This is a genomic window from Pseudomonas sp. HN2-3, from assembly GCF_020691745.1.
Taxonomy (GTDB): domain Bacteria; phylum Pseudomonadota; class Gammaproteobacteria; order Pseudomonadales; family Pseudomonadaceae; genus Aquipseudomonas; species Aquipseudomonas capeferrum.
In genome coordinates, this window is record NZ_CP085704.1 from 2,701,038 (window position 1) to 2,726,991 (window position 25,954).

Annotated in this window: 18 protein-coding genes and 1 pseudogene; 11 read left to right on the plus strand and 8 right to left on the minus strand. The window is 63.0% G+C overall.

The window, feature by feature from the left end; translation table 11 throughout:
- The first annotated feature begins 47 nt into the window (after positions 1-47).
- The 4 genes from peaB to LJX93_RS12360 all read left to right on the plus strand — a co-directional run bounded on the left by peaB (position 48) and on the right by LJX93_RS12360 (position 4,731).
- Entirely contained in the window at positions 48-1,478 is a 1,431-nt protein-coding gene (gene peaB, locus LJX93_RS12345; RefSeq protein ID WP_033697612.1) for a quinohemoprotein amine dehydrogenase maturation protein, read from the plus strand.
- A 1-nt stretch (position 1,479) separates the two neighbouring features.
- On the plus strand, positions 1,480-1,803 hold the full coding sequence (qhpC, locus tag LJX93_RS12350) for a quinohemoprotein amine dehydrogenase subunit gamma (protein ID WP_008091708.1): 324 nt from the start codon (positions 1,480-1,482) through the stop codon (positions 1,801-1,803).
- Between the two features lie 32 nt (positions 1,804-1,835).
- The gene (gene peaD / locus LJX93_RS12355) at positions 1,836-2,957 is read left to right on the plus strand and encodes a quinohemoprotein amine dehydrogenase subunit beta (RefSeq protein WP_033697614.1); all 1,122 of its coding nucleotides are present in this window, start codon (positions 1,836-1,838) and stop codon (positions 2,955-2,957) included.
- Between the two features lie 100 nt (positions 2,958-3,057).
- A complete protein-coding gene (locus tag LJX93_RS12360) occupies positions 3,058-4,731 on the plus strand; it encodes a fatty acid CoA ligase family protein (RefSeq protein WP_227697240.1) in 1,674 nt (557 codons plus the stop codon).
- Positions 4,732-4,752: 21 nt separating this feature from the next.
- On the opposite strand, the gene mobA is transcribed toward LJX93_RS12360, so the two are convergent.
- Positions 4,753-5,331, minus strand: coding sequence for a molybdenum cofactor guanylyltransferase MobA (mobA, locus tag LJX93_RS12365; protein WP_033697616.1), 579 nt, complete (start codon positions 5,329-5,331; stop codon positions 4,753-4,755).
- Positions 5,332-5,513: 182 nt separating this feature from the next.
- On the opposite strand from mobA, the gene LJX93_RS12370 reads away from it, so the two are divergent.
- Positions 5,514-5,792 (plus strand): HU family DNA-binding protein, encoded by a 279-nt coding sequence (locus LJX93_RS12370; protein ID WP_047583335.1) that lies wholly within the window; start codon positions 5,514-5,516, stop codon positions 5,790-5,792.
- Between the two features lie 68 nt (positions 5,793-5,860).
- Here LJX93_RS12370 and LJX93_RS12375 read toward each other — a convergent pair whose 3' ends face one another.
- Together LJX93_RS12375 and LJX93_RS12380 are read right to left on the minus strand one after the other, a co-directional pair.
- Positions 5,861-8,989 carry an efflux RND transporter permease subunit gene (locus tag LJX93_RS12375; protein WP_047583334.1) on the minus strand — a complete coding sequence of 1,043 codons (3,129 nt, stop codon included), beginning with the start codon at positions 8,987-8,989 and terminating at the stop codon, positions 5,861-5,863.
- Between the two features lie 11 nt (positions 8,990-9,000).
- Positions 9,001-10,188, minus strand: a complete 1,188-nt coding sequence (locus tag LJX93_RS12380; protein WP_033697619.1) for an efflux RND transporter periplasmic adaptor subunit — start codon at positions 10,186-10,188, stop codon at positions 9,001-9,003.
- Positions 10,189-10,400: 212 nt separating this feature from the next.
- Between LJX93_RS12380 and LJX93_RS12385 the strand changes: the two genes are divergently transcribed.
- Together LJX93_RS12385 and LJX93_RS12390 are read left to right on the plus strand one after the other, a co-directional pair.
- Positions 10,401-11,102 carry a response regulator transcription factor gene (locus tag LJX93_RS12385; protein ID WP_033697621.1) on the plus strand — a complete coding sequence of 234 codons (702 nt, stop codon included), beginning with the start codon at positions 10,401-10,403 and terminating at the stop codon, positions 11,100-11,102.
- Between the two features lie 6 nt (positions 11,103-11,108).
- A complete protein-coding gene (locus tag LJX93_RS12390) occupies positions 11,109-12,410 on the plus strand; it encodes an ATP-binding protein (protein WP_033697623.1) in 1,302 nt (433 codons plus the stop codon).
- Here LJX93_RS12390 and LJX93_RS12395 read toward each other — a convergent pair.
- Positions 12,382-12,975, minus strand: a pseudogene (locus LJX93_RS12395) (GGDEF domain-containing protein); the annotation flags it as partial. The gene LJX93_RS12390 and the pseudogene LJX93_RS12395 overlap by 29 nt on opposite strands.
- A 268-nt stretch (positions 12,976-13,243) precedes the next feature.
- Here LJX93_RS12395 and LJX93_RS12400 point away from each other — a divergent pair.
- Both LJX93_RS12400 and ilvA read left to right on the plus strand, forming a co-directional pair.
- Positions 13,244-13,675, plus strand: coding sequence for a PACE efflux transporter (locus LJX93_RS12400; RefSeq protein ID WP_156310305.1), 432 nt, complete (start codon positions 13,244-13,246; stop codon positions 13,673-13,675).
- Between the two features lie 181 nt (positions 13,676-13,856).
- Positions 13,857-15,419 (plus strand): threonine ammonia-lyase, biosynthetic, encoded by a 1,563-nt coding sequence (gene ilvA / locus LJX93_RS12405; protein ID WP_156310303.1) that lies wholly within the window; start codon positions 13,857-13,859, stop codon positions 15,417-15,419.
- A gap of 48 nt (positions 15,420-15,467) precedes the next feature.
- Here the strand turns inward: ilvA and LJX93_RS12410 are convergent, their stop codons facing one another.
- From LJX93_RS12410 to LJX93_RS12420, 3 genes are all read right to left on the minus strand, one after another.
- Positions 15,468-16,649 carry a hypothetical protein gene (locus LJX93_RS12410; protein WP_033697629.1) on the minus strand — a complete coding sequence of 394 codons (1,182 nt, stop codon included), beginning with the start codon at positions 16,647-16,649 and terminating at the stop codon, positions 15,468-15,470.
- A gap of 80 nt (positions 16,650-16,729) precedes the next feature.
- Entirely contained in the window at positions 16,730-17,197 is a 468-nt protein-coding gene (locus tag LJX93_RS12415; protein ID WP_033697631.1) for a VOC family protein, read from the minus strand.
- Positions 17,198-17,327: 130 nt separating this feature from the next.
- Entirely contained in the window at positions 17,328-18,947 is a 1,620-nt protein-coding gene (locus LJX93_RS12420) for an NADP-dependent glyceraldehyde-3-phosphate dehydrogenase (RefSeq protein WP_033697633.1), read from the minus strand.
- Positions 18,948-19,097: 150 nt separating this feature from the next.
- On the opposite strand from LJX93_RS12420, the gene LJX93_RS12425 reads away from it, so the two are divergent.
- Entirely contained in the window at positions 19,098-20,576 is a 1,479-nt protein-coding gene (locus LJX93_RS12425) for a putative bifunctional diguanylate cyclase/phosphodiesterase (RefSeq protein WP_081874708.1), read from the plus strand.
- A gap of 21 nt (positions 20,577-20,597) precedes the next feature.
- Here LJX93_RS12425 and LJX93_RS12430 read toward each other — a convergent pair whose 3' ends face one another.
- Positions 20,598-24,437: a leucine-rich repeat domain-containing protein gene (locus LJX93_RS12430; RefSeq protein ID WP_227697241.1), complete on the minus strand. Its 3,840-nt coding sequence runs from the start codon at positions 24,435-24,437 to the stop codon at positions 20,598-20,600.
- A 332-nt stretch (positions 24,438-24,769) separates the two neighbouring features.
- On the opposite strand from LJX93_RS12430, the gene LJX93_RS12435 reads away from it, so the two are divergent.
- Positions 24,770-25,924 (plus strand): hypothetical protein, encoded by a 1,155-nt coding sequence (locus LJX93_RS12435; RefSeq protein ID WP_156310299.1) that lies wholly within the window; start codon positions 24,770-24,772, stop codon positions 25,922-25,924.
- Positions 25,925-25,954: the final 30 nt, after the last annotated feature.

Genomic DNA, 25,954 nt, shown 5'->3' on the forward strand with positions numbered 1-25,954 from the left:
GGCAGGTGTGAACGCGTTTTCCAACGGATCGATTATCGGAGGTCGCCATGGGCGCACAATTGAACCTGGTCGAACGCAACCTGCACGAAGTGCAGGTCGATGCCGACCGCATGCTGTTTCATATCCCAAGCAGCTCGCTGTTTGCCACTGACGCGGTAACCGGCGGCATCATCGACACCCTGCGCCAGCAAGGCTGCTCTGCCGAAGAGCTGATGCAGCGCCTCGGCCAGCAGTTTGCCGGCGTCGATATCGAAGAGACCCTGCGCGAGCTGATCGCCCTGGAAGTGGTCAGCGACGGCTCGCCACTGACGCCGGAAATCGCCCTCAAGCAGGTCGAGCGTACGGCGTTGAACACGGTGGTGCTCAACGTCAACACCGGCTGCAACCTCAGTTGCACCTACTGCTACAAGGAGGACCTGGACAAACCTTCGGCCGGCAAGAAGATGAGTACCGCCACCGCCGAGGCATCGGTGGAGATGCTGCTCAAGGAATCGCCCGACGAGCAACGCTACAGCGTGGTGTTCTTCGGCGGGGAGCCGTTGTCCAACCGGCCTTTGATCGAGCACATGGTGGCCTACTGCGAGCGGCGTTTTGCCGAGGCTGGCAAGCAGGTGGAGTTCATCATGACCACCAACGCCACCTTGCTGACCGAAGAGATCATCGACTGGCTCAACGCCCATCGCTTCGGCTTGTCGATCAGTATCGACGGGCCCAAGACCGTGCATGACCGCAACCGCATCACCGTGGGCGGGCAGGGCACCTACGACGTGGTGCGGCGCAAGGCCGAGATGCTGCTGTCGCGCTACAACAGCCGCCCGGTGGGGGCGCGGGTGACCCTGACCCGCGGCATCACCGATGTCGAGACCATCTGGCATCACCTGTTCAACGAGTTGGGCTTTGCAGAGGTCGGTTTCGCTCCGGTGACCTCCGGCGACCTGTCGGCGTTCAACCTCACCGGCGACGAGCTGGTGCAGGTGTTCGCCAATATGAAAACCCTGGGCCGACGCTACCTGGAAGCAGCGCTGGAGCACCGCAACATCGGCTTCTCCAACTTGCACCAGCTGATCACCGACATCCACGAAGGCCACAAGAAAGCCCTGCCATGCGGCGCCGGGTTGAAGATGCTGGCGGTAGACCACGAAGGCGAGCTGAACCTGTGCCACCGCTTCACCGGCTCCAGCCTGCCGACCTTTGGCAATGTGCACCAAGGCGTCAAACAAGCGCAGCTCAATGACTTCCTGTCGCAACGCCTGGACCGCAGCAACACGGGGTGCGAAAGCTGCCGTATCCGCAACCTGTGCTCCGGCGGCTGCTACCACGAAAGCTACGCACGCTACGGCGACCCGCAGCACCCCACCTACCACTACTGCGAACTGATGCGCGACTGGGTCGACTTCGGCATCGAAGTCTACAGCCGCATCATGGCCGCCAACCCGGCCTTCATCGACCGCTATATCACCCCGCGGAAGGCGCATTGACATGAAGCATTTGAAGCCCCTGAACAACAAGGCGCGCATCCTCGAACAGGCCGCTGCCGAAGACCGTGTTGAAGAGGTCATGGCGATGAGCGCGGTGGCGGGCTGTACCGCCACCACCGACCCGGGTTGGGAGGTGGACGCCTTCGGTGGCGTGAGCTCGCTGTGCCAGCCCATGGAGGCCGACCTCTATGGCTGTTCCGACCCCTGCTGGTGGCCGGCCCAGGTGCCGGACATGATGAGCACCTACCAGGACTGGAACGCCCAGGCGACCAACTCCCAGGACGACTGGCGCAACCTTGGCACCGTGTTCCCGAAAGACAAGTGACCGGCCCAACAAGAATGACAAGGGGAAACCGCATGAAACCTGGACTCTGCGCGCAGCTCGCGCTCACCGTCGCCACCACGGCCAGCGCCTGGGCGGTACAGGCTGACGACACCGGGCCGGCCTTGAAGGCTGGCCATGAATACCTGATCGTGACCAACTACCCGAACAACCTGCACGTGGTCGATGTGGCCACGGATGCGGTGTACAAGAGCTGCCGCATGCCTGACGCGTTCGGCCCCGGCACCGCGATGATGGCGCCCGACAACCGCACCGCCTATGTGCTCAACAACCATTACGGCGACCTCTACGGCATCGACCTGGACACCTGCAAGACCACCTTCCACGCCAGTTTGTCCAGTGTGCCCGGGGAGGTCGGCAAATCGATGTATTCCTTTGCCATCAGCCCGGACGGTAAAGAGGTGTATGCCACGGTCAACCCGACCCAGCGGCTGAACGATCACTATGTGGTCAAGCCGCCGCGCCTGGAGGTGTTCCGCACCGCCGATGGCCTCGATGCCAAACCTGCGCGTACCTTCCCGATGCCGCGCCAGGTGTACCTGATGCGCGCCGCCGACGATGGCAGCCTGTTCGTGGCCGGCCCGGACATCTACAAGATGGACGTGCAAACCGGCAGGTACGAGGTGGCATTGCCGTTGCGCAACTGGAACCGGCCCGGCTACAGCGCCCCGGACGTGCTGTATTTCTGGCCGCACCAGAGCGCCCGGCACGAGTTCTCGATGCTCTATACCATCGCCAAGTTCAAGGACGACAAGCAGGACCCGGCCACCGCCGAGCTGCTCTATGGTTACCTGAGTGTGGACCTGAAGACCGGCAAGACCCACACCCAGGAGTTTGCCGACCTGACCGAGCTGTACTTCACCGGGTTGCGTTCGCCGAAGGATCCGAACCAGATCTACGGTGTGCTCAACCGCCTGGCGCGGTATGACATCAAGGAACGCAAACTGATCAAGGCAGCTAACCTTGAACACACCTATTACTGCGTGGCCTTCGACAAGAAGGGCGACAAGCTGTACCTGGGCGGCACCTTCAACGACCTGGCGGTGTTCGACCCGCAGACGCTGGAGAAAGTGAAGAACATCAAGCTGCCGGGTGGGGACATGTCGACCACTACGCCGCAAGTGTTTGTCAGGTAGGGCGGATAAACCCGCTCCCACAGGGCGTGCAGTACCTGTGGGGGCGGTGTTGCCTGCGCAAGGGCCGGCCAATCAACACAAGAACAACAAGAGCGCACCCATGACCCAGCCAAGCTACTCCCAGGGCGACCAGGGCAAGGCCTTGCTTACCCAATGCATCGGCGACGCCTTCGACACCACCGTGGCCCGCTTCCCCGACCGCGAAGCCCTGGTCGTTCACCACCAATCATTGCGCTACACCTGGCGGCAACTGGCCGCAGCCGTCGACCAGCACGCCCGCGCGCTCATGGCCCTGGGCGTGCAACCGGGCGACCGCCTGGGCATCTGGGCCCCCAACTGTGCCCAGTGGTGTATCACCCAGTTCGCCAGCGCCAAGGTCGGGGCAATCCTGGTCAACATCAACCCGGCCTACCGCACAAGCGAACTGGACTACGCCCTGGTCCAGTCGGGTTGCCGTTGGGTGATCTGCGCCGACGCCTTCAAGACTTCCGATTACCACGCCATGCTGCTCGGCCTGGTCCCGGGCCTTGCCCATGGCACGCCGGGCGCACTGGCCTGCGAGCGCTTCCCCGAACTGCGCGGGGTGGTGAGCCTGGCTGCGGCACCGCCGCCGGGCTTTATGGCCTGGGACGCCTTGCAGGCCCGCGCCGATGCCGTCAGCGCCGAGGCCCTTGCGGCGCGCCAGGCGCAACTGCACTGTGACGACCCGATCAACATCCAGTACACCTCCGGCACTACCGGCTTCCCCAAGGGCGCCACGCTGAGCCACAGCAACATCCTCAACAATGGCTACATGGTCGGCGAAAGCCTCGGCCTGACCGAGCATGATCGCTTGGTGGTGCCGGTACCGCTGTACCACTGCTTTGGCATGGTCATGGCCAACCTGGGCTGCATGACCCATGGCAGTACGCTGATCTACCCCAACGATGCGTTCGACCCGTTGGCCACGTTACGCGCGGTCGCCGAAGAGAAGGCCACGGCACTGTACGGCGTACCGACCATGTTCATCGCCGAACTGGATCACCCGCAACGTCACGCGTTCGACCTCTTGAGCCTGCGCACCGGCATCATGGCCGGCGCTACCTGCCCGATCGAAGTCATGCGCCGGGTCATCGACGAGATGCACATGGCCGAGGTGCAGATTGCCTATGGCATGACCGAAACCAGCCCGGTGTCATTGCAGACCGGCGCCAATGATGACCTGGAGCGGCGGGTGAGCAGTGTCGGGCGGACCCAGCCGTGGCTGGAGAACAAGGTCGTCGATGGCGATGGCCACAGCGTGCCGCGCGGTGAGATCGGCGAGCTCTGTACCCGTGGTTACAGCGTGATGCTGGGCTACTGGAACAACCCCAAGGCCACGGCCGAAAGCATCGATGCCGAAGGCTGGATGCATACCGGTGACCTGGCGGTGATGGACGAGCAGGGCTATGTGCGCATCGTCGGGCGCAGCAAGGACATGATCATTCGGGGCGGCGAGAACATCTACCCGCGTGAGCTGGAGGAGTTTTTCTTCACTCACCCGGCGGTCGCCGACGTGCAGGTGATTGGCGTGCCGTGCAGCAAGTATGGCGAGGAGATCGTTGCCTGGGTGCGGTTGCATCCGGGGCATGCGGCCACTGGAGACGAGCTGCGCGAATGGGCAAGGGCGCGGATTGCCCATTTCAAGGTGCCGCGCTACTTCCGTTTTGTCGATGAGTTCCCGATGACGGTGACCGGCAAGGTGCAGAAGTTCAGAATGCGCGAGATCAGCGTCGGGGAGCTGTCGGCTGGTTAATGCGTGGAGGAAATCGACCCTTCAGCCCTGCAGCAGGTCAGGGCTATTGAAATTGCTCAACCTGCGGTCACCCTCGGCACACTCCAGCCCCTGCACCGGCTCAAGCAGCAGGGCCTTCTGCAAACTCCGCTCACCGGCCGCCCAGGCCTGTTGCAGCATCGGTAACAGCCTGCGCGGCAATACACTGAACATCGGTTGCCAGTAACCGCCCTGGCGCACCATCGCCGCACTGTTGCCAGTCACCGCCAACTGCAGCAATTCCTCGATCAACACTGGGTCGATCAGCGGCGCATCGCAAGCCAGCACCACCACCCATTCGTGCCGCGCCGCGGCAAGGCCGGCGATCACCCCGGCCAACGGCCCGGGGAAGTCCGGGTCGGCGTCCCCGACCAACTGGTCGGCATAGGCCCGATAGGCCGCCTGGTTGCGGTTGCAGGATATCACCAGGTCATCGCTCAACGGCCGCACCACGCGCTGTACATGCGCCACCAGCGGCTCGCCCTTCCAGGCCAGCAACCCCTTGTCGCGGCCGCCCATGCGCTGGCCACGGCCGCCGGCGAGGATGAGAACAGAACAGCAGGGCAAGGGGGGGCAGGTCATCGGGCAGTTTCCAAGGTTCAAGGCTTGGCAACCTCCCATGCCTGGAAGTGAAAGTCCAGATTGGCAGAACAACAGGGTGCGCGACCTGACATTTTTACCAGTTGTGGGCTTACCCCAATGGGGCCCTAAATACGCCGACGGCGCTGTCCTGGGGACAAGCCTGCAAACCAAGGAGCGAGTCTATGAACAAAGGCGAACTGACCAAGTCCATCGCGGAAAAGGCAGAAGTCTCAAAGTTGAAGGCTGCAAAAGCCCTCGATGCTTTCATTGAAGAAGTTACCCAAGCGTTGACGACGGGAGACCAGGTTGCCCTGATTGGCTTCGGTACTTTCAAGTTGAAGCACAGGCCTGCTCGGGTTGGCCGAAATCCTCGGACCAAGGCGCCGCTGGATATCCCTGCAGCAAACAAGGCTGCTTTCACAGCGGGCACGAAGCTAAAGGCGGCGGTTAACAACAAGTAGCGGGTTAACCAGAACAGGAGCGTGGAGCGCAACGCCAACGCTCCTGTTCATCGGCTTACCCCGACCTGTCAGCCTTCAGTGGCGTGGCTGGCTCGCGCTTCAGGCTTGGCCTTACCCCGCCCGGCCAGGCGCATCACCACCACGAAGAACACGGGCACGAACACCACCGCCAGGGTTGCGCTGAGCATGCCGCCGATCACCCCGATACCAATCGCCTGCTGGCTCGCCGAGCTGGCGCCGGTGGCGACGGCCAGGGGGACCACGCCGAGGATGAAGGCCAGCGAGGTCATGACGATCGGCCGCAGGCGCAGGCGGGCTGCCTGTACCGCAGCGTCCACGGCATCGACGCCTTGGTCCATCAGGCTCTTGGCGAACTCGATGATGAGGATCGCGTTCTTTGCCGAAAGGCCGATCAGGGTGATCACGCCGACCTTGAAGAACACGTCATTGGGCATGCCGCACAGGGTTACGGCCAGCACCGCACCGAGCACACCGAGCGGAACTACCAACAGCACGGCGGTCGGGATCGACCAGCTTTCGTACAGCGCTGCCAGGCACAGGAACACCACCAGCAGCGACAGCGCCATCAGCATCGGTGCTTGGCTGCCGGACAGCCGCTCTTGCAGGGACAGGCCGGTCCATTCCAGGCCCGCACCGGCGGGCAGTTGCGCGACCAGGCGCTCGACTTCGGCCATGGCTTCGCCCGAGCTGTAGCCCGCGGCCGGTTCACCGGAGATCGAAACCGCCGGGTAACCGTTGTAGCGCGTCAGTTGTACCGGGCCGCTGACCCATTTCGCCTGAACGAAGGCCCCCAGCGGTACCATCTTGCCGCTGCTGTTGCGCACGTGGATTTTCAGCAGGTCTTCGACCTGGCTGCGCTGGTCGCCCTCGGCCTGCACCACCACCCGCTGCATACGGCCCTGGTTGGGGAAGTCGTTGACGTAGCTGGAGCCTACGGCGGTATCCAGCACTGCGCCGATGTCGGCGAACGACACACCCAGGGCATTGGCTTGGCGACGGTCGATTTCCAGTTGCACCTGTGGGCTTTCGGCCAGCGAAGCCTCGCGCACGTTGGTCAGCACCTTGCTCTTGCCGGCATTGGCCAGCAATGCATCGCGCGCGGCCATCAGTTCAGTGTGGCCCATGCCACCCCGGTCCTGCAGGCGGAACTCGAAACCGGTCGACTCACCCAGGCCATCGATAGGGGGCGGCAGTACAGCGTAGGCCACGGCATCCTTGAGCTGGGTGAAGGCCATAGTGGCGCGGTCGGCGATCGACTGGGCGCTGTCGTCGGCACCGCGCTCGGACCAGTCCTTGAGCGTGGTGAAGGCCAGCGCCGCGTTCTGCCCGCTGCCGGAGAAGCTGAAGCCGAGGATCAGCGTGGTGTTGCCTACACCCGGTTCTTCGGCGTTATGCGCCTCGATCTGGGCGGCCACCTGCTCGGTGCGCATGCGGCTGGCACCGGGCGGCAGCTGGATGTCGGTGATGGTGTAGCCCTGGTCTTCGGTCGGCAGGAACGCTGTGGGCAGCTGGCTGAAGCCATAGCCCAGCACGGCCAGCAGCACGCCATACACCAGCAAGTAACGGCCGCTGCGTTTGAGCGCGTGCACGACCCAGCGCTGGTAGCCGTTGCTCATGCTATCGAAGCGCCGGTTGAACCAGCCGAAGAAGCCCTTGCGTTCGTGGTGCTCACCTTTGGCCAGCGGCTTGAGCAGGGTGGCGCACAGGGCAGGGGTCAGGCTCAGGGCAAGAAACGCCGAGAACAGAATCGACACCGCCATGGACACCGAGAACTGCTGGTAGATCACCCCCACCGAACCTTTCATGAAGGCCATGGGCAGGAACACCGCCACTAGCACCAGGGTGATGCCGACGATCGCCCCGCTGATCTGGCCCATGGCCTTGCGCGTGGCTTGCTTGGGCGGCAGGCCTTCTTCGGCCATGATCCGCTCGACGTTTTCCACCACCACGATGGCATCGTCGACCAGGATGCCGATGGCCAGCACCATGCCGAACAGGGTCAGCACGTTGACCGAGAAGCCCATGGCCATCATCACGGCGAAGGTGCCCATCAGTGCCACCGGCACCACCAGCGTCGGGATCAGCGTGTAGCGAAGGTTCTGCAGGAACAGGAACATCACCGCGAACACCAGCAACATGGCCTCGAACAGGGTGTTGATCACCTGCTGGATGGACACCTTGACGAAGGGCGAGGTGTCGTAAGGGATGTCGTATTTCACCCCCTCCGGGAAGTAGCGCGACAACTCCTGCATTTTCGCCCGCACCAGGTCGGCGGTTTCCATGGCGTTGGCGCCAGGGGCCAACTGCACGCTGAAGGCGGTGGCCGGCTTGCCATTCAGGCGCGTGCCGTACTGGTATTCCTGGGCGCCGATCTCGACCCGGGCGACATCGCCGATGGTCACGCTGGAGCCGTCCGCGTTGGCGCGCAACACGATGGCCGCGAATTCCTCGGGGGTGCTCAGCTGGCCCTTGACCAGCACGTTGGCGGTGATTTCCTGGGTGCCACGGGCGGGCAGGTCACCAATGCTGCCGGGGGCGACCTGGGCGTTCTGTGCGCTGATGGCGTCGGCTACGTCGTTAGGCGTGAGGTTGAAGCCGATCAGCTTGCTCGGGTCGATCCAGATCCGCATGGCGCGCTCGGAGCCATACAACTGGGCCTTGCCGACGCCTTTCAGGCGACGGATTTCGTTCATCACGTTGCGCGCGAGGATATCCGACAGGGCGGTTTCGTCGAGCTTGCCGTCTTCCGAGGTCAGGGTGGCCAGCAGCAGGAAGCCGGTGGATACCTTTTCCACTTGCAGGCCCTGCTGGGTCACGGGGCGGGGCAGGCGCGACTCGACCACCTTCAGGCGGTTCTGCACATCGACCTGGGCCAGGTCGGGGTGGGTGCCAGGCTCGAAGGTGGCGGTGATGGTGGCGCTGCCCAGGCTGCTTTGCGACTCGAAATACAACAGGTTGTCGGCACCGTTGAGCTCCTGCTCGATCAGGCTGACCACGCTTTCGTCCATGGTCGCCGCCGAGGCGCCAGGGTACACGGCATAGATTTCCACCTGTGGCGGGGCCACGTTGGGGTACTGGGCCACCGGCAACTGCGGGATGGCCAAGGCGCCGGCCAGCAGGATGAACAACGCGACCACCCAGGCGAACACCGGGCGGTCAATGAAGAAATGCGGCATGGGTCAGCCCCTCACTGGCTGTTGTGCTGTGCGATGGGCGGCGCGCCGGGCGCTGTGCCCTGGCTCGCTTCGACCTGCACCTGGTCGCCGGCCTTGACGTGCTGCAGGCCTTCGATAACCACTTGTTCACCGGGCGCCAAGCCTTCGCTGACGACCCAGCGGTCGCCCTGGGCATTGCCCAGCACCACCTGACGGTCGCTGATGCGGGCCTGCGGGTCGACCACCAGCACTTTCGGCACGCCGGCACTGTCACGCAGGATGGCGCGCTGCGGCACGCTGAGGCCTTTGGGCTGCACCGCCTGCTCCAGGCGCACGCGCACGTAGCTACCTGGCAGCAGGTCGAGGTCCGGGTTGGGGAATTCGCTGCGCAGGGTGATCTGGTTGGTGCTCGGGTCGACGCTGATGTCGGAGAACAGCAACTTGCCGGGCAACGGGTAGGCGCTGCCATCGTCCTGGATCAGGGTGGCGCGGGCCTGGCCGTCGCCGACCTGCTGCAGCTCGCCGGCACGCAGGGCACGGCGCAGGGCGTTGAGCTCGCGGGTCGACTGGGTGACGTCGGCGTGAATCGGGTCCAGTTGCTGGATGGTGGCCAGGGGCGTGCTCTCGTTTTGCCCAACCAGTGCACCTTCGGTCACCAGCGCACGGCCGATTCGCCCAGAGATCGGCGCGGTTACCGTGGCATAACCCAGGTTCAGGCGGGCGCGCTCCAGGGCGGCCTTGGCTTCGGACACTTCGGCGTCGGCCTGCAGGAAGCTGGCCCGGGCATTGTCGTATTCCTGGCGGCTCACGGCCTTTTCGTCGACCAGCTCGCGGTAGCGTTGCTCTTGCAGGCGCGCTTGATACAGGTTGGCCTGGGCCTTGGCCAGGGTGGCGCGGGCGCTGTCGTGGTCGGCCTTGAACGGCGCCGGGTCGATCAGAAACAGCACGTCGCCTTGCTTGACGTCGCTGCCTTCACGGTACACCCGCTTGAGCACCACGCCGGCCACCCGTGCGCGCACTTCGGCAGTGCGCGGGGCGAGGATCCGGCCGCTGAGCTCGCTGCTGATGGCCAGTGGCTGCAATTGCAGGGTTTCCACGCGGACGTGGGGGGCGGGGGTTTTTTCTTCCTGCTCGTTGCTGTCGCCACAGCCGGCCAGGGAGATGCTCAGAAACGCCAGTAGCGCCACGGGGCGCAGGCGAGGAATACGGGTAATAAGCATACGGATCTTCCGATGATGACCGTGCGTATGCTAAGGCAGACGGCGTTCCGGTGCCTGTTAATACCTGTAGGACGTGTGTGAAAAAGTGTGAAGAAAAATCCTGTCGCTATAGGGGATTCTATATTCTGCCTGTAACCCTGTGTGCTGGACCCTTCGCCGGTAAGCCCGCGAAGAGGCCGGCGACGTCTTCACTGAACGCTACCCAAACGCCTATGCCGAATATTCTCCTGGTCGAGGACGACAGCGCTCTGTCCGAACTGATCGCCAGCTACCTGCAACGCAACGACTTTCATGTCCGGGTGATCGCCCGCGGCGATCATGTGCTGGAGGCCTTGCGCCAGGACAAACCCGACCTGGTCATCCTCGATCTGATGCTGCCAGGTATCGATGGCCTGCAGGTGTGCCGCCTGCTGCGCCAGGAATCGCAGAGCCTGCCGATCCTGATGCTGACGGCCCGCGACGACAGCCACGACCAGGTGCTGGGCCTGGAGATGGGCGCCGACGACTACGTGACCAAACCGTGCGAGCCCCGTGTGCTGCTGGCGCGTGTACGGACCTTGCTGCGCCGCAGCGGCGTTCACGAGCCGCGCCTGGACAGCGAGCAGATCCTGGTCGGCTGCTTGCGCATCGACCTGGCCGAGCGCCTGGTCAGCTGGCGCGGTGAAGAAGTGGAGCTTTCCAGCGGCGAATACAACCTGTTGGTGGTGCTGGCGCGCAATGCCGGTGAAGTGCTCAGCCGCGACCGCATCCTCCAGCAATTGCGCGGCATCGAGTTCAACGGCACCGACCGCTCGGTGGATGTCGCCATTTCCAAGCTGCGCCGCAAGTTCGACGACAGCGCTGGCGAGGCCCGCAAGATCAAGACCGTGTGGGGCAAAGGTTACCTATTCAGCCGCGTCGAGTGGGAGTGCTGACCGAGTATGCTGAAGATCCTGGTGCGCCTCTACCTGGTGATCATCGTCGCCTACGCCGGTGCGCTGCTGTTCATCCCCGACACTATCGTCGGGCTGTTCCATGATCGCTTCATGGCCTACAACCTGGACCAGGCCAAAGGCGTGCAGTCGCTGATCGTGCGCCAGTTCCAGCAAGCCCCGCGCGAGCGCTGGCCAGCGGTGGAGCAAGACCTGGCAGACGCCTTCGCACCGCTCGAAATCAAGCTGCTGCGCAGGGACCAGGCCGAGCTGAGCGAGGATGAACAGGCGCGCCTGGAGCACGGGTCGTACGCCGTGCGCATCGCCGACTGGGGCTATTACGAGACGGTGCTGGCACCGCTCGACAAGGACTGGTTGGTGCGCCTGCATGCACCCCCGGACCCACTGGACATCAACGTGCTGTCGTGGGGCGTCACCGTGTTGATCGGCGCGGCCATGCTCGGTTGCCTGCTGCTGTGGGTATGGCCGCACTGGCGCGACCTGGAGCGGCTCAAAGAGACCGCCCGGCGCCTGGGCCAGGGGCAGATGGCGGAACGCACGCACATCTCGCCGCACTCGAACATCGGCGAACTGGCCGGGGTGTTCGACACCATGGCCAGCGACCTGGAGCGCCACGTCAACCAGCAGCGCGAGCTGCTCAATGCGGTATCCCATGAGCTGCGCACACCGCTGACTCGCCTGGACTTCGGCCTTGTGCTGCTGTTCGACGAGGTGCCGCCCACCAGCCGCAAGCGCCTGCTGGAGCTGGTTGGGCACGTGCGTGAGCTGGACGAATTGGTGCTCGAGCTACTGTCCTACAGCCGCCTGTACAACGCCGACCAGGCCCGTGAGCGGGTCGAGGTGTCGTTGCTGGAGCTGGTCGACAGTGTGCTTGGCGGCTTTGCCGAAGAGCTCGACAGCCGCGGCATCCAGTGGGAAGTGCGTGCCGAGCGTGAGCTGCCGCGGTTCGTGCTCGACCCACGGCTGACAGCCCGGGCGGTGCAGAACCTGGTGCGCAATGCGATGCGTTATTGCGACGAAAACCTGTTGTTGAGGTTGCGGCTTGAAGAGGACGGCGCTTGCCTGCTGACGGTCGAGGACGACGGGATCGGCATTCCGGTTGAAGAACGTGAGCGGATCTTCCAGCCGTTCTATCGCCTGGACCGTAGCCGTGACCGCAATACCGGTGGTTTCGGCCTGGGGCTGGCGATCAGCCGGAGGGCCATCGAAGGGCAGGGCGGCACGTTGACGGTGGCGCAGTCTGCGCTGGGCGGGGCGCAGTTCAGGATTCGCCTGCCTGCGGGTGGGTAGGTTCGCTCTGCTGGGCAGTCCACAGCACGAAGCGATCTTTACCGTTGTGCTTGGCCTCATATAACGCCTGATCCGCCTTGACCAGCGCCCTGGTCAAGGTATCTGCAGGGTCCACCCGGGCCAGCCCGATGCTGATCGTCACCGGATGCGCCCCCCGGTCTTCACGTACACGCCTGCACAACGCCGCAACCTGTCGATCGGCAGCCGGCTGATCCAGCCCATGGAAGAAGATTACGAACTCCTCGCCGCCGAGCCTGGCGAATTCATGGCCTACGATTGACGCCTTGATGTGCTGAGCCACGCGCTTGAGCACCTCATCGCCAACATCATGCCCAAACCGGTCGTTGACCTGCTTGAAGTTGTCGATGTCGTAAGCCTGGTCGAGCAGCACCTTGGACATATAAAAGTTGTGCAGCTTGGCCTGGCGGATACGCAGGTAGCTGTAGATGACCAGGCCGCTGATGAACAGCGCGTAGCTGATCAGCATGGCGGCTACCAGGTCTTGCAGGTCGATGTTGGTGCCGTAGAACGGGCTGAGGAGGGTCCAGGTGGTGGCCATGGCGCAGTTGAGCATCGGTGAGCTCCTTTGAGGCATGCAGGCTCATGCGTGGTCCTCGTACGGCTCCCTGGACGAAGGTGCATGACGTGTCGCTGCGTGCACGGCATTTGTACAAGCAGCCCAATACAGGGTTGTCCAATACGTGCTGGGCAGGCCACAGCGGCGCACAGTGCGGTCGAGCCTTTTATTGAACGGTTAGTCAGATATGAATTTCAGCCTTTTTCTTGTGGGCCACATCTTGTAGCTTGGTAGGTCGTTTTTCAGGGAGCTGAACATGCAAGGCAAGGCACGCAAAATCGTCCAGGCCATCCTCTACGAAGCCATCGCCGTGGCCTGCGTGGCCCCAGCGCTGGAACTGGCGTTTGATGCCGGTATGGCCCAATCGGCCGCGCTGTCGGTGCTCATGTCGGGCATTGCCATGAGCTGGAACATGGCCTTCAACTGGGCGTTCGAGCGCTGGGAGGCGCGTCAGCAGCAGCGTAAGCGCACCTTCATGCGCCGGGTCTTGCATGCCTTGGGTTTTGAAGGCGGGCTGGTGGTGATTCTGCTGCCGCTGGTGGCGTGGTGGCTGGATGTGAGCCTGTGGGCGGCGTTTCTGACCAACCTGGCGTTGTTCGTGTTCTTCTTCGTCTATGCCTTCGTGTTCCAGTGGGGCTTCGACAAGGTCTTCGATGTGCCGCTTTCGGCGCAGCAGGCAAAGTGTTGACTTGCTGCCATGCGGCGGGATAAGTTCTTACCCCATGAACACATTCCCGCACGTGAACGCCATTATTATTACCGCCATTATCAGTTTGGCGGGCTAGCGCGTACGTGCACCTAACCCGCCCTGGAGGCGGGTTTTTACTCTCTGACTCCTGGGCACCGTGAAAACAGCCAAGGAGTCATCGATGACCAGCTTCAGCGCCAACCTGCGTACCCCGCCCACGCCCCAGCAGCTACTCTCGCAGCAGGTGCGGCGCATTCTCTCAGCGCCCGTCTACGACCTGGCCATCGAAACACCGCTGCAGCCAGCGCCAGCGCTGTCTGCCAGCCTTGGCAACCAGGTGTTGCTCAAGCGTGAAGACCTGCAACCCACGTTCTCGTTCAAGATCCGCGGTGCCTACACGCGGCTGTCGCGTCTGACAGCGGCCCAGCGTGAACGCGGGGTGATCACCGCGTCGGCGGGCAACCACGCCCAGGGCGTCGCCCTGGCAGCTTCGCACCTGGGCCTGAAAGCCACCATCGTCATGCCAACCACCACACCTTCGCTGAAGGTCGAAGGGGTGCGTTCGCGGGGTGGCCACGTGGTGCAGTACGGTGAGAGCTTCCCCCACGCACTGGCCCATGCCCTGCAGCTGGCCGAGCAAGAGGGCGCTACCTTCGTGCCACCCTTCGATGACCCGGACGTGATCGCCGGGCAAGGTACGGTGGCCATGGAGATCCTGCGCCAGCACCCGGGTGATCTGCATGCGATCTTCGTCCCGGTGGGCGGTGGCGGGTTGGTGGCGGGCATTGCCGCCTACGTGAAATACCTGCGGCCCGAGGTCAAGGTGATCGGCGTCGAGCCGGAAGACTCCAACTGCCTGCAGGCTGCGCTGGCCGCAGGCGAACGGGTGATCCTGCCCCAGGTCGGCACGTTTGCCGATGGTGTGGCGGTGGCGCAGATCGGTGCCCATTGCTTCGAGCTGTGCCGGCACTTCGTCGATGAGGTGGTGACCGTCAACAGCGATGAGCTGTGCGCGGCGATCAAGGACATCTACGACGACACCCGCTCGATCACCGAGCCTTCCGGTGCCCTGGCCGTGGCCGGTATCAAGAAGTATGTGGCCCGCGAGGGTGTGCAGGGGCAGACCCTGGTCGCCATCGACTCCGGCGCCAACGTCAATTTCGACCGCCTGCGGCATGTGGCCGAGCGGGCAGAACTGGGCGAGCAGCGCGAGGCGATCATCGCCGTGACCATCCCCGAGCAACCGGGCAGCTTCCGCGCCTTCTGCCAGGCACTGGGCAAACGCCAGATCACCGAGTTCAACTACCGCTACTACCCGGGCAAGGAAGCGCGTCTGTTTGTCGGGGTGCAGACCCACCCGCTGCACGACCCACGTGAAAAGCTGCTGGCCAGCCTCGCCGAGCAGGGTTACAGCGTACTCGACCTGACCGACAACGAACTGGCCAAGCTGCATGTGCGCCACACCGTGGGCGGGCATGCCGCGCCTGGGGCGGATGAGCGTGTGCTGCGCTTCGAGTTCCCGGAGCGGCCAGGTGCGCTGCTGGGCTTCCTGGAGCGGTTGGGCAAACGTTGGAACATCAGCCTGTTCCATTACCGCAACCATGGCGCCGCAGAAGCGCGGGTATTTGCTGCACTTGAAGTGCCGGCCGATGAGCAGGCGAGGTTGCCCCAGGCACTGGACGAGATGGGGTATCGCTATTGGGACGAGACCGAGAACCCGGCTTACCAGCTGTTTCTTGGTTGATCTGAGTACAACCTCAGGTGTTGGACGCACATCCAACACCTGAGGGTTTCAGCGCTCCCGCATGAAGAAACCCGCCACAAACTTGCGGAAGGTCTCCAGGCTCTTGAAGTCGGCGTAGCGCTTGAAGTTCTCGGCATCCGGCTCGGGGCCGATCGGTTGCTCCAGCAGCGACACTGACAGCACCCGGTCCTGATCCGACGTCAGGACCAGTTCATCCATCACCTGGCCGCCGATCACCGGTCGGCGCATCTGCACCTTCACACCCTTGCTGGCCATCCAGTCGATCAGCGACACCAGCGCCTTGAGCGGCTCGCGCTCTTCATCGCGGTACACCGGGAACAGGTGGGCACGCGACAGCACCGGTACGCTGGCCACATGGATCAGTTCGTAGAAATGGCTACCGGCGCTGGTGGGCGAGTACAGCGCCAATGCCAACAGGGGGCCGGCCGTGCGGTTGCCGCCCCAATAGAGGTGATGGCCCTGGAAGTCGAACCCCTCGTCGCTGCGGTTGTTGAACAGCTTGCGCCCTTTGATCTGGTCGACACAGTCGAGCATCAGGCCATGCCGGCGGTGGTTGCCGAACACGGTGGCCTCGCGCAGCCGGGCCTTGAGCATCATCATGTGCTTCATGTCCAGGCGGGTTTCCAGGTAGTTGCTGGCCGGCACCCGCTCCAGCAGCGGGTAGCGGCTGGCAACGCTGCGCAATTCGGCAAACTGCCCGGTGAGGTCTTTTTTCAGGTGGGTGGCGTAGAGGTTCAGGCCGCTGATCTCGACCCAGGTCAGCAACAGCGACAGCAACCGTTGCTGTTCGCGCCGCTCATTGCCATCACCGCCGCCGTTGTCCTGGGCCGGGCGAAAGTCACCGATCAGGCGCAACGGTGTATCGGGTGGCAGCCACGCGGCGGGTGGTGCAGGGTCGTCTTCGCGCTCTGCGGCTTCACGCTCGTCCTTGGTGAACGGGCAGCCCGGTGCATGCTCGGCGGTACCGGGGTTGTTTTTCAAAAACAGCGTGCCGGTGCTGCCATTGAGGGTCACGTTGAGCACCGGCAGGGCGTCTTTGCGGCAGTCGCAGGCCAGCCACTGGTTGGCGTTACGCACCTTCATCAGCAACTGGTTGGCCTGCAGCAGCCGTGGGCCGACGAGCGTCCCTGTGCTGAAGCCAACCAGCAGTTCTTCTTCGGCGGGTGTGAGGCTGCGCACCTGCGCGGCGGTTTTATCGATGATACGCATTGACGGGCAGCTCCAAGCTACGAGCCCCAAGCTTCAAGCAAAGCGCTTTCACTTTCAACTTGAGGCGCGCAGCCGGCGGCTTAGTTGCCACTGAACAGTTTGGCCGCGCGGGCACGGATTTCTTCCGGGGTGAGGTCCTCTTTGTGCGTGGAGATGAACCACAGGTTGCCGAACGGGTCTTTCAGGGTGCCGCTGCGGTCACCGTAGAACTGATCCTGCAGCGGCCGCAGCGCAGTGGCACCCGCTGCAATGGCCTGGGCGTAGACCTGGTCGCAGTCTTCGACGTACAGGTGCAGGCCGATGGCCGCGCCATCGACATGCTGGCTGGCGGTAAGCCCGCCCTCCATGTCGCACGGGTCGGCGAGCATCAGTGACGAGTCGCCAATCTTCAGCTCGGCGTGACCGACGCGGCCGTCAGGGCCGTCGAGGCGGAACATTTCGATGGCGCCGAAGGCCTGCTTGTAGAAGTCGATGGCCTTGGCGGCGTCCTTGATACCTAGGTAAGGGGTGATGCTGTGCTGGCCTTCGGGGATGGGTTTGGCTGACATGGTATGGCCTCCTTTTGCATTGGCAGTGCTGGCCGCTTGCGAGGGCAAGGCCGACACTGATCGCGAAGCTGTATGTTTATACAGCTTGGCGACCAATGCAAATGCCATTTCTCCATTAAGCGCTGGCGGGTTAGAAGATGTAGTCGGTGGTCAGGAAGCTCGATTGGCGATTGCGGATGATCTCACTGATCAGCGCTTTGTTGGCTTCCTGGAACTTGGTCGCCACCAGCGTGCGGATCGAGAACACGCGCAAAGCGTCATGCACCGACAGCGTACCTTCGGCGCTGTTCTTGCGGCCGTTGAACGGGTAGGTGTCTGGCCCGCGCTGGCACTGGGCGTTGATGTTGATGCGGCCGACCTGGTTGGCAAAGGTATCGACCAGGCTGCCGATGGTCGCCGGGTCGTTGCCGAACAAGCTCAGCTGCTGCCCGTAATCGGAGTCGAGCACGTAGTCGATGACGGTCTGCAGGTCGCGGTAGGGCACCACCGGCACCAGCGGCCCGAACTGCTCTTCGTGGTACACGCGCATTTCATGGTTCACCGGGTAGAGCAGGGCGGGGTAGAAGAACGAGCCGCGGCTCTGCCCGCCGCCTTCGTTGATGACGCGGGCGCCCTTGGCCGTGGCATCGGCCACCAGGCCGTCGAGGTAGTCGACCTTGCCCGGCTCCGGCAAAGGCGTCAGCGCGACGCCTGGCTCCCACGGCATGCCCGGCTTGAGCGCGGCCAGCTTGCGCTGGAATTTGTCCAGGAAGACCTCGACCACATCCTCGTGGACGAACAGTATCTTCAGCGCAGTGCAGCGTTGGCCGTTGAATGACAGGGCGCCGGTGACGGCCTCTTCGACGGCGTTGTCCAGGTCGACCTGGGGCAGCACGATGCCGGGGTTCTTGGCGTCCAGGCCGAGCGCCGCGCGCAGGCGGTGTGGGCGTGGGTGCAGTTTCTTCAGGTCGCTGGCGGCTTTGTGGGTACCGATGAAGGCGAACACGTCGACCAGGCCGCTGGCCATGAGCGCGCTGACGGTCTCGCGGCCGCGGCCATAGATGACGTTGATCACCCCAGGCGGGAAGCTGTCGCGGAAAGCTTCGAGCAACGGGCGAATCAGCAGCACGCCAAACTTGGCCGGCTTGAACACCACGGTATTGCCCATGATCAGCGCGGGGATCAACGTTGTGAAGGTTTCATTGAGGGGATAGTTGTATGGCCCCATGCACAGTGCCACGCCCAGTGGCGCCCGACGGATCTGGCCAAGGGTGCCTTGTTCGAGCTCGAAACGGCTTGAGCGGCGGTCGAGGTCCTTGAGTGCATTGATGGTGTCGACGATGTAGTCGCAGGTGCGGTCGAACTCTTTTTCCGAGTCCTTGAGGTTCTTGCCGATTTCCCACATCAGCAGTTTGACCACCGCCTGGCGCTGTTCGCGCATGCGTGCAAGGAAGCTTTCGACGTGCTGTATGCGCTCGGCCACGCGCATCGTTGGCCAGGCGCCGCGGCCTTTGTCGTAGGCCTGCACGGCGGCATCCAGCGCGGTAAGGGCGGTGTCGGCGTCAAGCAGCGGGGCGCTGCCGAGCACGACCTGCTGCTCGCCGTCGGCCTGCTTCAGCCAGACCGGGCTGCGCACCGTGGCCAGCGGGCCGTCCCAGCGCTTGAGCTGGCCGTTCACCAAGTAGTCGCGTTGTTCCAGGGGGGCTTCCAGGCGCCAGGTGTCGGGGATGTTGTCGGCAGTGGGGAAGAGTGAATCGAGCAGACGGTTCATGGGTACTGCACCTCACATATCTGAGCGGATTGCGTGCCAGGTGAAACGCTTCAGCTTCGAGCATGCACCGGCCGCAGGAAAAACACCAGTCTGGCTCAACATTGCCTGCGCTGCGCCGATACAGCACTAACCGAGTGCGTGCGCAGGCCTATGATCACATCCAGCCCCCCGTTTTGCGATGAACAGACGTGCGCACTGCTGGCTTCGCCGCTGTTCTGGTTGGTCGTTGCCGCCACGGGCTTGCTTGGCCTGTACGCCGTGCGGCTCAAGCGCAAGCAGCGCCATCTGCAGCAGCAAAACCGCGAGCTGCACCACTCACAGGCGCAGTTCGAGCGCTTGGCGCACTACGACACCATCACCGGGTTGCCCAACCGGGTGCTGTTCCAGCGGCAACTGGCCGAGGCCATCAACAAGGGGCACGGCCTGGCCGTGTTGGTACTCGACATCGACGGTTTCAAACAGGTCAACGACAGCCTCGGCCATGCCATGGGCGACCTGCTGCTGCAACAAGCCACCGCACGTTTTCTGCAGGAACTGGACCTGCACGACCGCGTCTGCCGCTTGGGCGGCGACGAGTTCGTGTTCATGCTCCAGGGCACTCAGGGCCAGATAAGCCACCAACTGTGCCACCTGCTGCGCTGCCTGCAACGGCCGTTCGACCTCAAGGGCAATGCCGCGTTGGTTACCGGCAGCATCGGCCTGGCCTGGTGCCCGCAGCACGGCGAAGGTGTCGACAACCTACTGCGCCACGCCGATACCGCCATGTATGCCGCCAAGGAAAGCGGGCGTAACACCTGGCGGCCCTACCACCCGGACATGACCGCGCGCTTACAGCAACGCCTGGAACTGGAGCGCAATTTGCGCCGGGCGCTGAACAACGATGAGTTCGAGCTTTGGTACCAGCCCAAAGTGGACCTGTTCAGCGGCAGGCTGGAGGGTGTCGAGGCGCTGCTGCGCTGGCGCGATCCGCAAGCCGGCCTGGTATCACCGGCCGAGTTCATCCCCTTGGCAGAACGTACCGGGTTGATCATCCCCGTGGGTGAGCGGGTGCTGGAACTGGCCTGTGCGCAGTTGGCGGCATGGCGTATGGACGATTGCCTGCCGGGACCGCTGGCGATCAACGTCGCGGCGCTGCAGATCGAGCGCAGCGATTATGTGTCGAGCCTGGCGGTGGCCCTGGAGCGCCATGGGTTGCCCGCCCATCTGCTGGAAGTGGAGATTACCGAGAGCCTGCTGATGGAGAGCCAGCAGCAAGCCTGTGCGGTGCTGGCGCAATTGCAGGCCATGGGGGTGGCCACTGCGGTGGATGACTTCGGTACCGGCTATTCATCACTGGCCTACCTGCGCGCGCTGCCTATCGATCACCTGAAGATCGACCGCGCGTTCATCAAGGACTTGCCGGTTGACGATGATGCCGTGGCCATTGCCCGCGCCATCATCGACCTGGGGCATGCCCTGGGGTACCGCATTACCGCAGAGGGTATCGAAACCCAGGAGCAGTACGACTTTCTGCGCAATGCCGGGTGCGATCAGGGGCAAGGTTACCTGATGGGGCGGCCGATGCCCGCCGCCGAATTGCACGGCTGGATAGCGCGCAACCCGCGCCGGCAGCGCCTGTCACCTGGGTGACAGGCGCGGCTGCTGATCACTTCACAGTGGCAGTTGGAACAGGTTGGCTGGCGGGTGGGTCAGCCATTCTTCGCGCAGTACCTGATCAGCATCGATGGCTGCCAGGCGGCGCCAGAATTCCGCTCGCGCTTGCTGGGGCTGGCTTCGAAAAAAATCGTCGCCGAGCAGTGGCCTGAGGTCGCGACGATACTGCAGCGGAAAGCGCTGCCAAAGTGCGGCTTCCTCAGGCCCGGTTTGCTCGAAGAACTCGTCATAGTCACTTTCACTTACCAGCAGATCGACCTGATGGGCCGTGTTGTAAGCATCAATTTGTGCAAGCACGCTTTCGCCGAGCCATTCACTTTCCAGGCATAGGGCCTGGGCGGACGGTTCCGGGAGGCTGAAGCCGTCGGGCAATTTCAGGAACTGGTTGCCCGACATGTCCAGGACCATAGGTTCGGCGATCCGCTCCAGGCCTGCGGGTAACTCGGTCAGCCCGCAATCATTCAGGAACAGGGTTTTCAGGTGATCAAGCCCATTCAAGTCAGGGGCCTCCAGCAGTGGGTTGCCCGAAAGGTCGAGGACTACGAGCCCGGAGCATTGATTCAAGGATGCTTGTGCGCGGTAGTCCCAAGTGATGCGGTTGTTGTCCAGGTCGAGCCAGGTCAATCGACCAGGGTTGGCCAAACGGGGTAGTGAATTGAAGCGGCATTTGGACAGCAACAAACGTCTCAGCCAGGGAAGGCGCTCATGGAGCACTGCGGGCAACTGGCTGAGCGAGGGGTTATTGCTCAGCGACAAGTGCTCCACATGGGTGAAGTCGTCCGGCAAGACCAGGCTGGCCAAATCCTGGTCTTCAAGCTCCAGGCCGGAAAGGTCGAGGCTGTAGATGCGCCCCCCGTCCCCGAGCGAAACCGTCGAGAGGCGCCGCCAGGCGTTGACGATCGGGCGGATCGCTCGCTGCCGCTGGTGTGGGCGCTGCGGGTCGAGGCGGGCCCACTCGTGCAGGTCGCGGCGCAGGGTATCCAGACGTTGCTGCAGGTCGCGCAGTCTTTGTGTGGGGGAGAGAAGGGAATTGTCCTCAGTCTCATCATCTTCTTGCCCGCTTTCAAGCGCATCCTCGATCTCTGAATCGGTGGCATTGGGGTACAGACGGCGGTAGGCCCCGGCCAGTGAACTCGTTTGGCGCGGGTGCGGTGGTTCGGGGTCAAGCGGGCGCCCCCCACGTAGCTGGCCGGGGAGCGCGCGTCGCATGGCGCCATGCCCCCACAGTCTTTGCGCAAGGGCCTCCCTGTTTTCGTTGGCCCAGCTCTGGATGCGCTGGCGTATCGAACCCCCATCTGCCACGGTGATCGCCAGTGCGCCACGATCGGCCTGCGGCAGCGCCTGTTCGATTGCGCGGCACAGGTCCTGGTCCCGCGTGGCGGGGGCAGGGCGCTGCCCCAGGTCAGCTTCATAGCCTTCTGTAGACCTGATGACCCGGCAGATGCGCCTGGCCTGGTCACTGCCAACACTGTCGAGCAGCGGGCCTTCGGGGCTACCGGCACGCAGCTCCAGGCGTACATCGCGCGGCCAGTCAGGCCAGTCAGCGAGGGCGCTGAACAGCAGGCGTTCGCTTTCGGCACTGGCCCGAGCCGGCACCAGCACGCCTTCCAAGGCACGTACAAGAGGCAGTTCGCTGTGTGTATGTTCAATTTGTTGGCGCAGCCAGGCAGGTAACGTTGCGTCGTGTTCCCAGGCCAGTGCTTCTACAGCGTCCAGTGGCGCCAGCAAGCGCCTGGCCAGTGCGGCCGACAGGCGAGGGTAGGCCTGCAGTAACCGATCTGTTGCGGGCTCGATGGGCCCCTCGCCGTTATACAGGCGCGCGAACAAGGCCTCTGGCGCGTCGCCACCCAGTGCTTGCGCCTCGGCTTGCGCGGCCATGCGCTGCAAGGTGTCGAGCAACAACACAGGTGCCGGCTGCCCCTCGAGGTGTACGCGGCGCAAGCTGGCTGCATCGCTACCACTGATGCGGCCTGCCAGGGTAAGTTGGTCTGCCGTCAGCGCAGGGTAGTCTTGCCCCAAACGACGTATCAGTACCGCGAACGACCACTGTGATGGCTGTTCATGACAGCCGCGCCAAGCGCCCTGTTCGTTGTGTTCCAGCGGGGGTTGCCAAGCGTCTTGCACATGGGGGTGGACGATACGCCATTGCTGTAATTCATTGTCCAGGCGTTGCTCGTAGAGATGGCCATCCATGCGAATGAAATACTGGCCGTCGAGCAGGTACTGGCCCTGTGCGTTGGCTTGTACGTGCTCCGGTAACGGCTGGTCGCTGCGGTAAGGTGTGAGATCAGGTTGCCAGAGCTTGTAGCCGCCATCGCTGCTGCGCACCTCCTGCAGCTGCTCCAGCAGCGGGCTTTTGAACAGCTTCGGCACCACGTGGCCTGCAGTCGCCAAGCCAGCGGCAAGTGCCAGACTCAGCCCGGCCGCCTCCAGATGGCCCAGTGCCAAATGGCGATCACCCTGATGCCAGGCTTCATAACCCTCGTACACTTCGCCAAGCAGTTGGCACGCTGTCACCGCCAGCATCAGCGTGCCCACGGCAGGAATGAAGAAACCGGCCAGGTTGAGCGCATCCAGGCCACGGTCTTCCCACGCTTGCAGACGGCTCGCCCGCGCCTTGGCATCGGCTTCAGCCGTCGGCACCGCCAGTTGGCGTGCTTCGCGCTTGAGGCGGTCTACGTGCTGCGCCTGATAGAAACCGAATGGCTCCTCGGTGATGGCTAGCCGCGTCGGGCGCAGGTCTGCATGACTGGCCCGCGACCATGCCTGGTCGTCGGCAGACGTGCCCGAGGCATCAAGGTTTTGGTGCAGCAAGTCGAGAAAGTGTTGATGCTGGCTCTGCTCAATGTAAGCCATGAACATCTGCCGGGTGGCGGGCTCCAGCAACAGGGCCGCCAATGCGTCGTGAACTGCATCAAGATCGGTAACTAGCCGCAGCGCCTCGTGGCCGGGCAGATAGAGCAGCAGCCCGGCGCGCCCTGCTTCGATCAGCATGACCTCGTGCAGCGTGATACCGAATAACGCCAGTTGCCAGCACGGCAGATTATCGCCCTGCAACAAAAGGTCGACGTGGTCACGCGTGGCACCGCTCAGTTCATGGCGCAGGTAGGCCAGGTCGGCAGCCAGGCGCAACCGGTCCTTGTACACGGCTATTGCCTGCTCACGTACCGGGGGCTTGGCGAAATGCTGATCCAGATGAGTCTGGTATTGCCCCCCTAAGTCCAGTGTGCGACACAGCGCGGCGAACGAAGCGGGTGCCAGTGGCAATGGATCCACCAGGTAGTGCTCCGTGGGCATCGCAAAGTGCGATGCGGGCGTTTGCGCGCCGGTGAACGCGATGCCCTGCACCTCGGCGGCTGTTACATGAATATTGGCGCTCAGGGCGATGGCACTTTGGGGCGTGAAGGACTCGTCGTCGGCGAAGTTCTGCAGTGCGGCTTGCAGCAGATTGTCGCGTCGATGACTGTAAAGCGTGCGCAGCCCTATCCAATGCCAGGTGCTTTCTACCCGAAGCAGCTCAGTGCCACGCAAGGGTGCCGTGCAGCCCCGCTCGGCGAGGCAAGCTTTGAGTCGCGATTCAGCGAATTCGGCAACTTGTTCAAGCCCCCGCAGCGAGCGAGCGAGCGTGGCTTGCGAGCGTAACAGGCGCGATTGGCTACGCTGTACAGCCTCGCGAAGAGCAGGGGCGGCATTGGCGAACCAGTCCTGGGTGAAATAGGCCGGTACATGGCTTTGTTTCAAACGCTGCCATTGAGAGGCCGCTATTCGATGGGCCCAGGCAGGAAGCTGTTGCTTGAGCAGGTCTTGATGGGGGGCGAGCGTAGAGAGGGCGGGCATGTGGATGCTCCTTTATGAGGAGCCAGTATCAAACGGCAATTGCTAATAACCAGGTGGTAGCCGAGTAGTGCGCTTAACTGAACATACGTCATGGGTTAGCGTCATAAAGTCATCAAATGCAAACAAGAAATTTGACGTCATAAAATAGGTGTTCATGCTGTCAAAGTGCCGCTTGCCAAAGCATGGCCTTGCATCTTAAATTGTTACTGAATGTGAGAGTGATGTTTCGTAAGCAATCTTTTATATATCAGCGCGTTGGGTGTGTTTATTGCAGTCAACTGTGATCTTTTGCTGATCTGCCCTTAGACAACATCAAAGGATGTCGAACCAGCATGAAAGAGAACTTGGCGGCTGTTGCACGAAAACTCATCTCTCCCTCCACGCGCTACGAGATCAGGTTGCTCTCCAGCAAAATACGAGAAGTGCTTGGGCGAGCCTGTTTTTGGCGGTGGGAAGTCGCGAGGTTCCGGCTGCAGCAGGAAAGCCCCTACGAAATCCTCTACATCGGCCGTAAGCATCAGCGCGAGATGGCCAAGTTGCTGATTGGTGGCAAGGTACCGGGCACCGGCGCGGTGGCCGCCGGCAGTGCAGAGCCTGAAGCGTCGACCCATGTGGTGCTGGTGAGTGAATTGCCCACCACCGGGGCCTTGTCGGTGCCGCACTACCTGAGCGCCGTGGTACCGCTGGGGCGCCCGCTGGAGGACATTACCGCACGCTACGACAGCGAATTGCGCCGCAGCATTCGCAAGAACCGACCGCTCTACCAGATGAGGCGGACACTGTCGGATGAAGAAATCGCAATGGCCGACAGCCAGCTACTGCGCCCCTATGCCACCGCAAGGCAAGGTATTCATGCCGCGCAGTTCCCCACAGACGATGTGTTTCGCATCGCCAAGCATGTAGGGCGTCTGGACCTGATCACCTTGGGGGACGAAGTCATTGGTTGTCACCTGGGGTGTGAAGTGACGCGCGGCGGCAAACGTTATTGGAGCACGCTGCGTTTTGGTTATAGCGAGGCGGTGTTTTCAGATGCGAAAAAACTGCGGGAAGTGAACTCTATCACCACGTTCATGGCGTTGGAGTGGGCGTTGCAACACGGCTTTGATTATTACGATATCGGCCTGTGCCTGGCGCGGCCGGATGACGGCTTGCTGAAATGGAAGAGAAGGCGCGGCGGCGATATCGATTCGTTGGGCAACCATGCCTACCTGTTCGTCAGGCTACCCAAGACCGGCACGGCGAAGTTTCTTTGGGAAACCCCGATGTTCGCTGTCGAAGGCGACAAACTGACCCTGCACCTGGGCTTGCCAGATGGGCCGAGTGAGGAAGAGGTCGCCAGCCGATACCACGAAATGGTATTTGGCGGGCTGCACAAGATCTACCTCTATGGCACCGCCGGTTCGGGGGAGTCCTTTATTGAAACCTTGCGCACGCGTTACGCCAACTTACAGTCGCCGCCGACGATGGAAAGGGTCACATCCAACTGATTCAGAGCGCCAGTGGCCACGCCACCCGGG

What these genes read in the sequence shown, in the direction of transcription:
- peaB (WP_033697612.1), top strand. Translation starts at nt 48, where the DNA reads ATGGGCGCACAATTGAACCTGGTCGAACGCAACCTGCACGAAGTGCAG.
- qhpC (WP_008091708.1), top strand. Translation starts at nt 1,480, where the DNA reads ATGAAGCATTTGAAGCCCCTGAACAACAAGGCGCGCATCCTCGAACAG.
- peaD (WP_033697614.1), top strand. Translation starts at nt 1,836, where the DNA reads ATGAAACCTGGACTCTGCGCGCAGCTCGCGCTCACCGTCGCCACCACG.
- LJX93_RS12360 (WP_227697240.1), top strand. Translation starts at nt 3,058, where the DNA reads ATGACCCAGCCAAGCTACTCCCAGGGCGACCAGGGCAAGGCCTTGCTT.
- mobA (WP_033697616.1), bottom strand. Translation starts at nt 5,331, where the DNA reads ATGACCTGCCCCCCCTTGCCCTGCTGTTCTGTTCTCATCCTCGCCGGC.
- LJX93_RS12370 (WP_047583335.1), top strand. Translation starts at nt 5,514, where the DNA reads ATGAACAAAGGCGAACTGACCAAGTCCATCGCGGAAAAGGCAGAAGTC.
- LJX93_RS12375 (WP_047583334.1), bottom strand. Translation starts at nt 8,989, where the DNA reads ATGCCGCATTTCTTCATTGACCGCCCGGTGTTCGCCTGGGTGGTCGCG.
- LJX93_RS12380 (WP_033697619.1), bottom strand. Translation starts at nt 10,188, where the DNA reads ATGCTTATTACCCGTATTCCTCGCCTGCGCCCCGTGGCGCTACTGGCG.
- LJX93_RS12385 (WP_033697621.1), top strand. Translation starts at nt 10,401, where the DNA reads ATGCCGAATATTCTCCTGGTCGAGGACGACAGCGCTCTGTCCGAACTG.
- LJX93_RS12390 (WP_033697623.1), top strand. Translation starts at nt 11,109, where the DNA reads ATGCTGAAGATCCTGGTGCGCCTCTACCTGGTGATCATCGTCGCCTAC.
- LJX93_RS12400 (WP_156310305.1), top strand. Translation starts at nt 13,244, where the DNA reads ATGCAAGGCAAGGCACGCAAAATCGTCCAGGCCATCCTCTACGAAGCC.
- ilvA (WP_156310303.1), top strand. Translation starts at nt 13,857, where the DNA reads ATGACCAGCTTCAGCGCCAACCTGCGTACCCCGCCCACGCCCCAGCAG.
- LJX93_RS12410 (WP_033697629.1), bottom strand. Translation starts at nt 16,649, where the DNA reads ATGCGTATCATCGATAAAACCGCCGCGCAGGTGCGCAGCCTCACACCC.
- LJX93_RS12415 (WP_033697631.1), bottom strand. Translation starts at nt 17,197, where the DNA reads ATGTCAGCCAAACCCATCCCCGAAGGCCAGCACAGCATCACCCCTTAC.
- LJX93_RS12420 (WP_033697633.1), bottom strand. Translation starts at nt 18,947, where the DNA reads ATGAACCGTCTGCTCGATTCACTCTTCCCCACTGCCGACAACATCCCC.
- LJX93_RS12425 (WP_081874708.1), top strand. Translation starts at nt 19,098, where the DNA reads ATGATCACATCCAGCCCCCCGTTTTGCGATGAACAGACGTGCGCACTG.
- LJX93_RS12430 (WP_227697241.1), bottom strand. Translation starts at nt 24,437, where the DNA reads ATGCCCGCCCTCTCTACGCTCGCCCCCCATCAAGACCTGCTCAAGCAA.
- LJX93_RS12435 (WP_156310299.1), top strand. Translation starts at nt 24,770, where the DNA reads ATGAAAGAGAACTTGGCGGCTGTTGCACGAAAACTCATCTCTCCCTCC.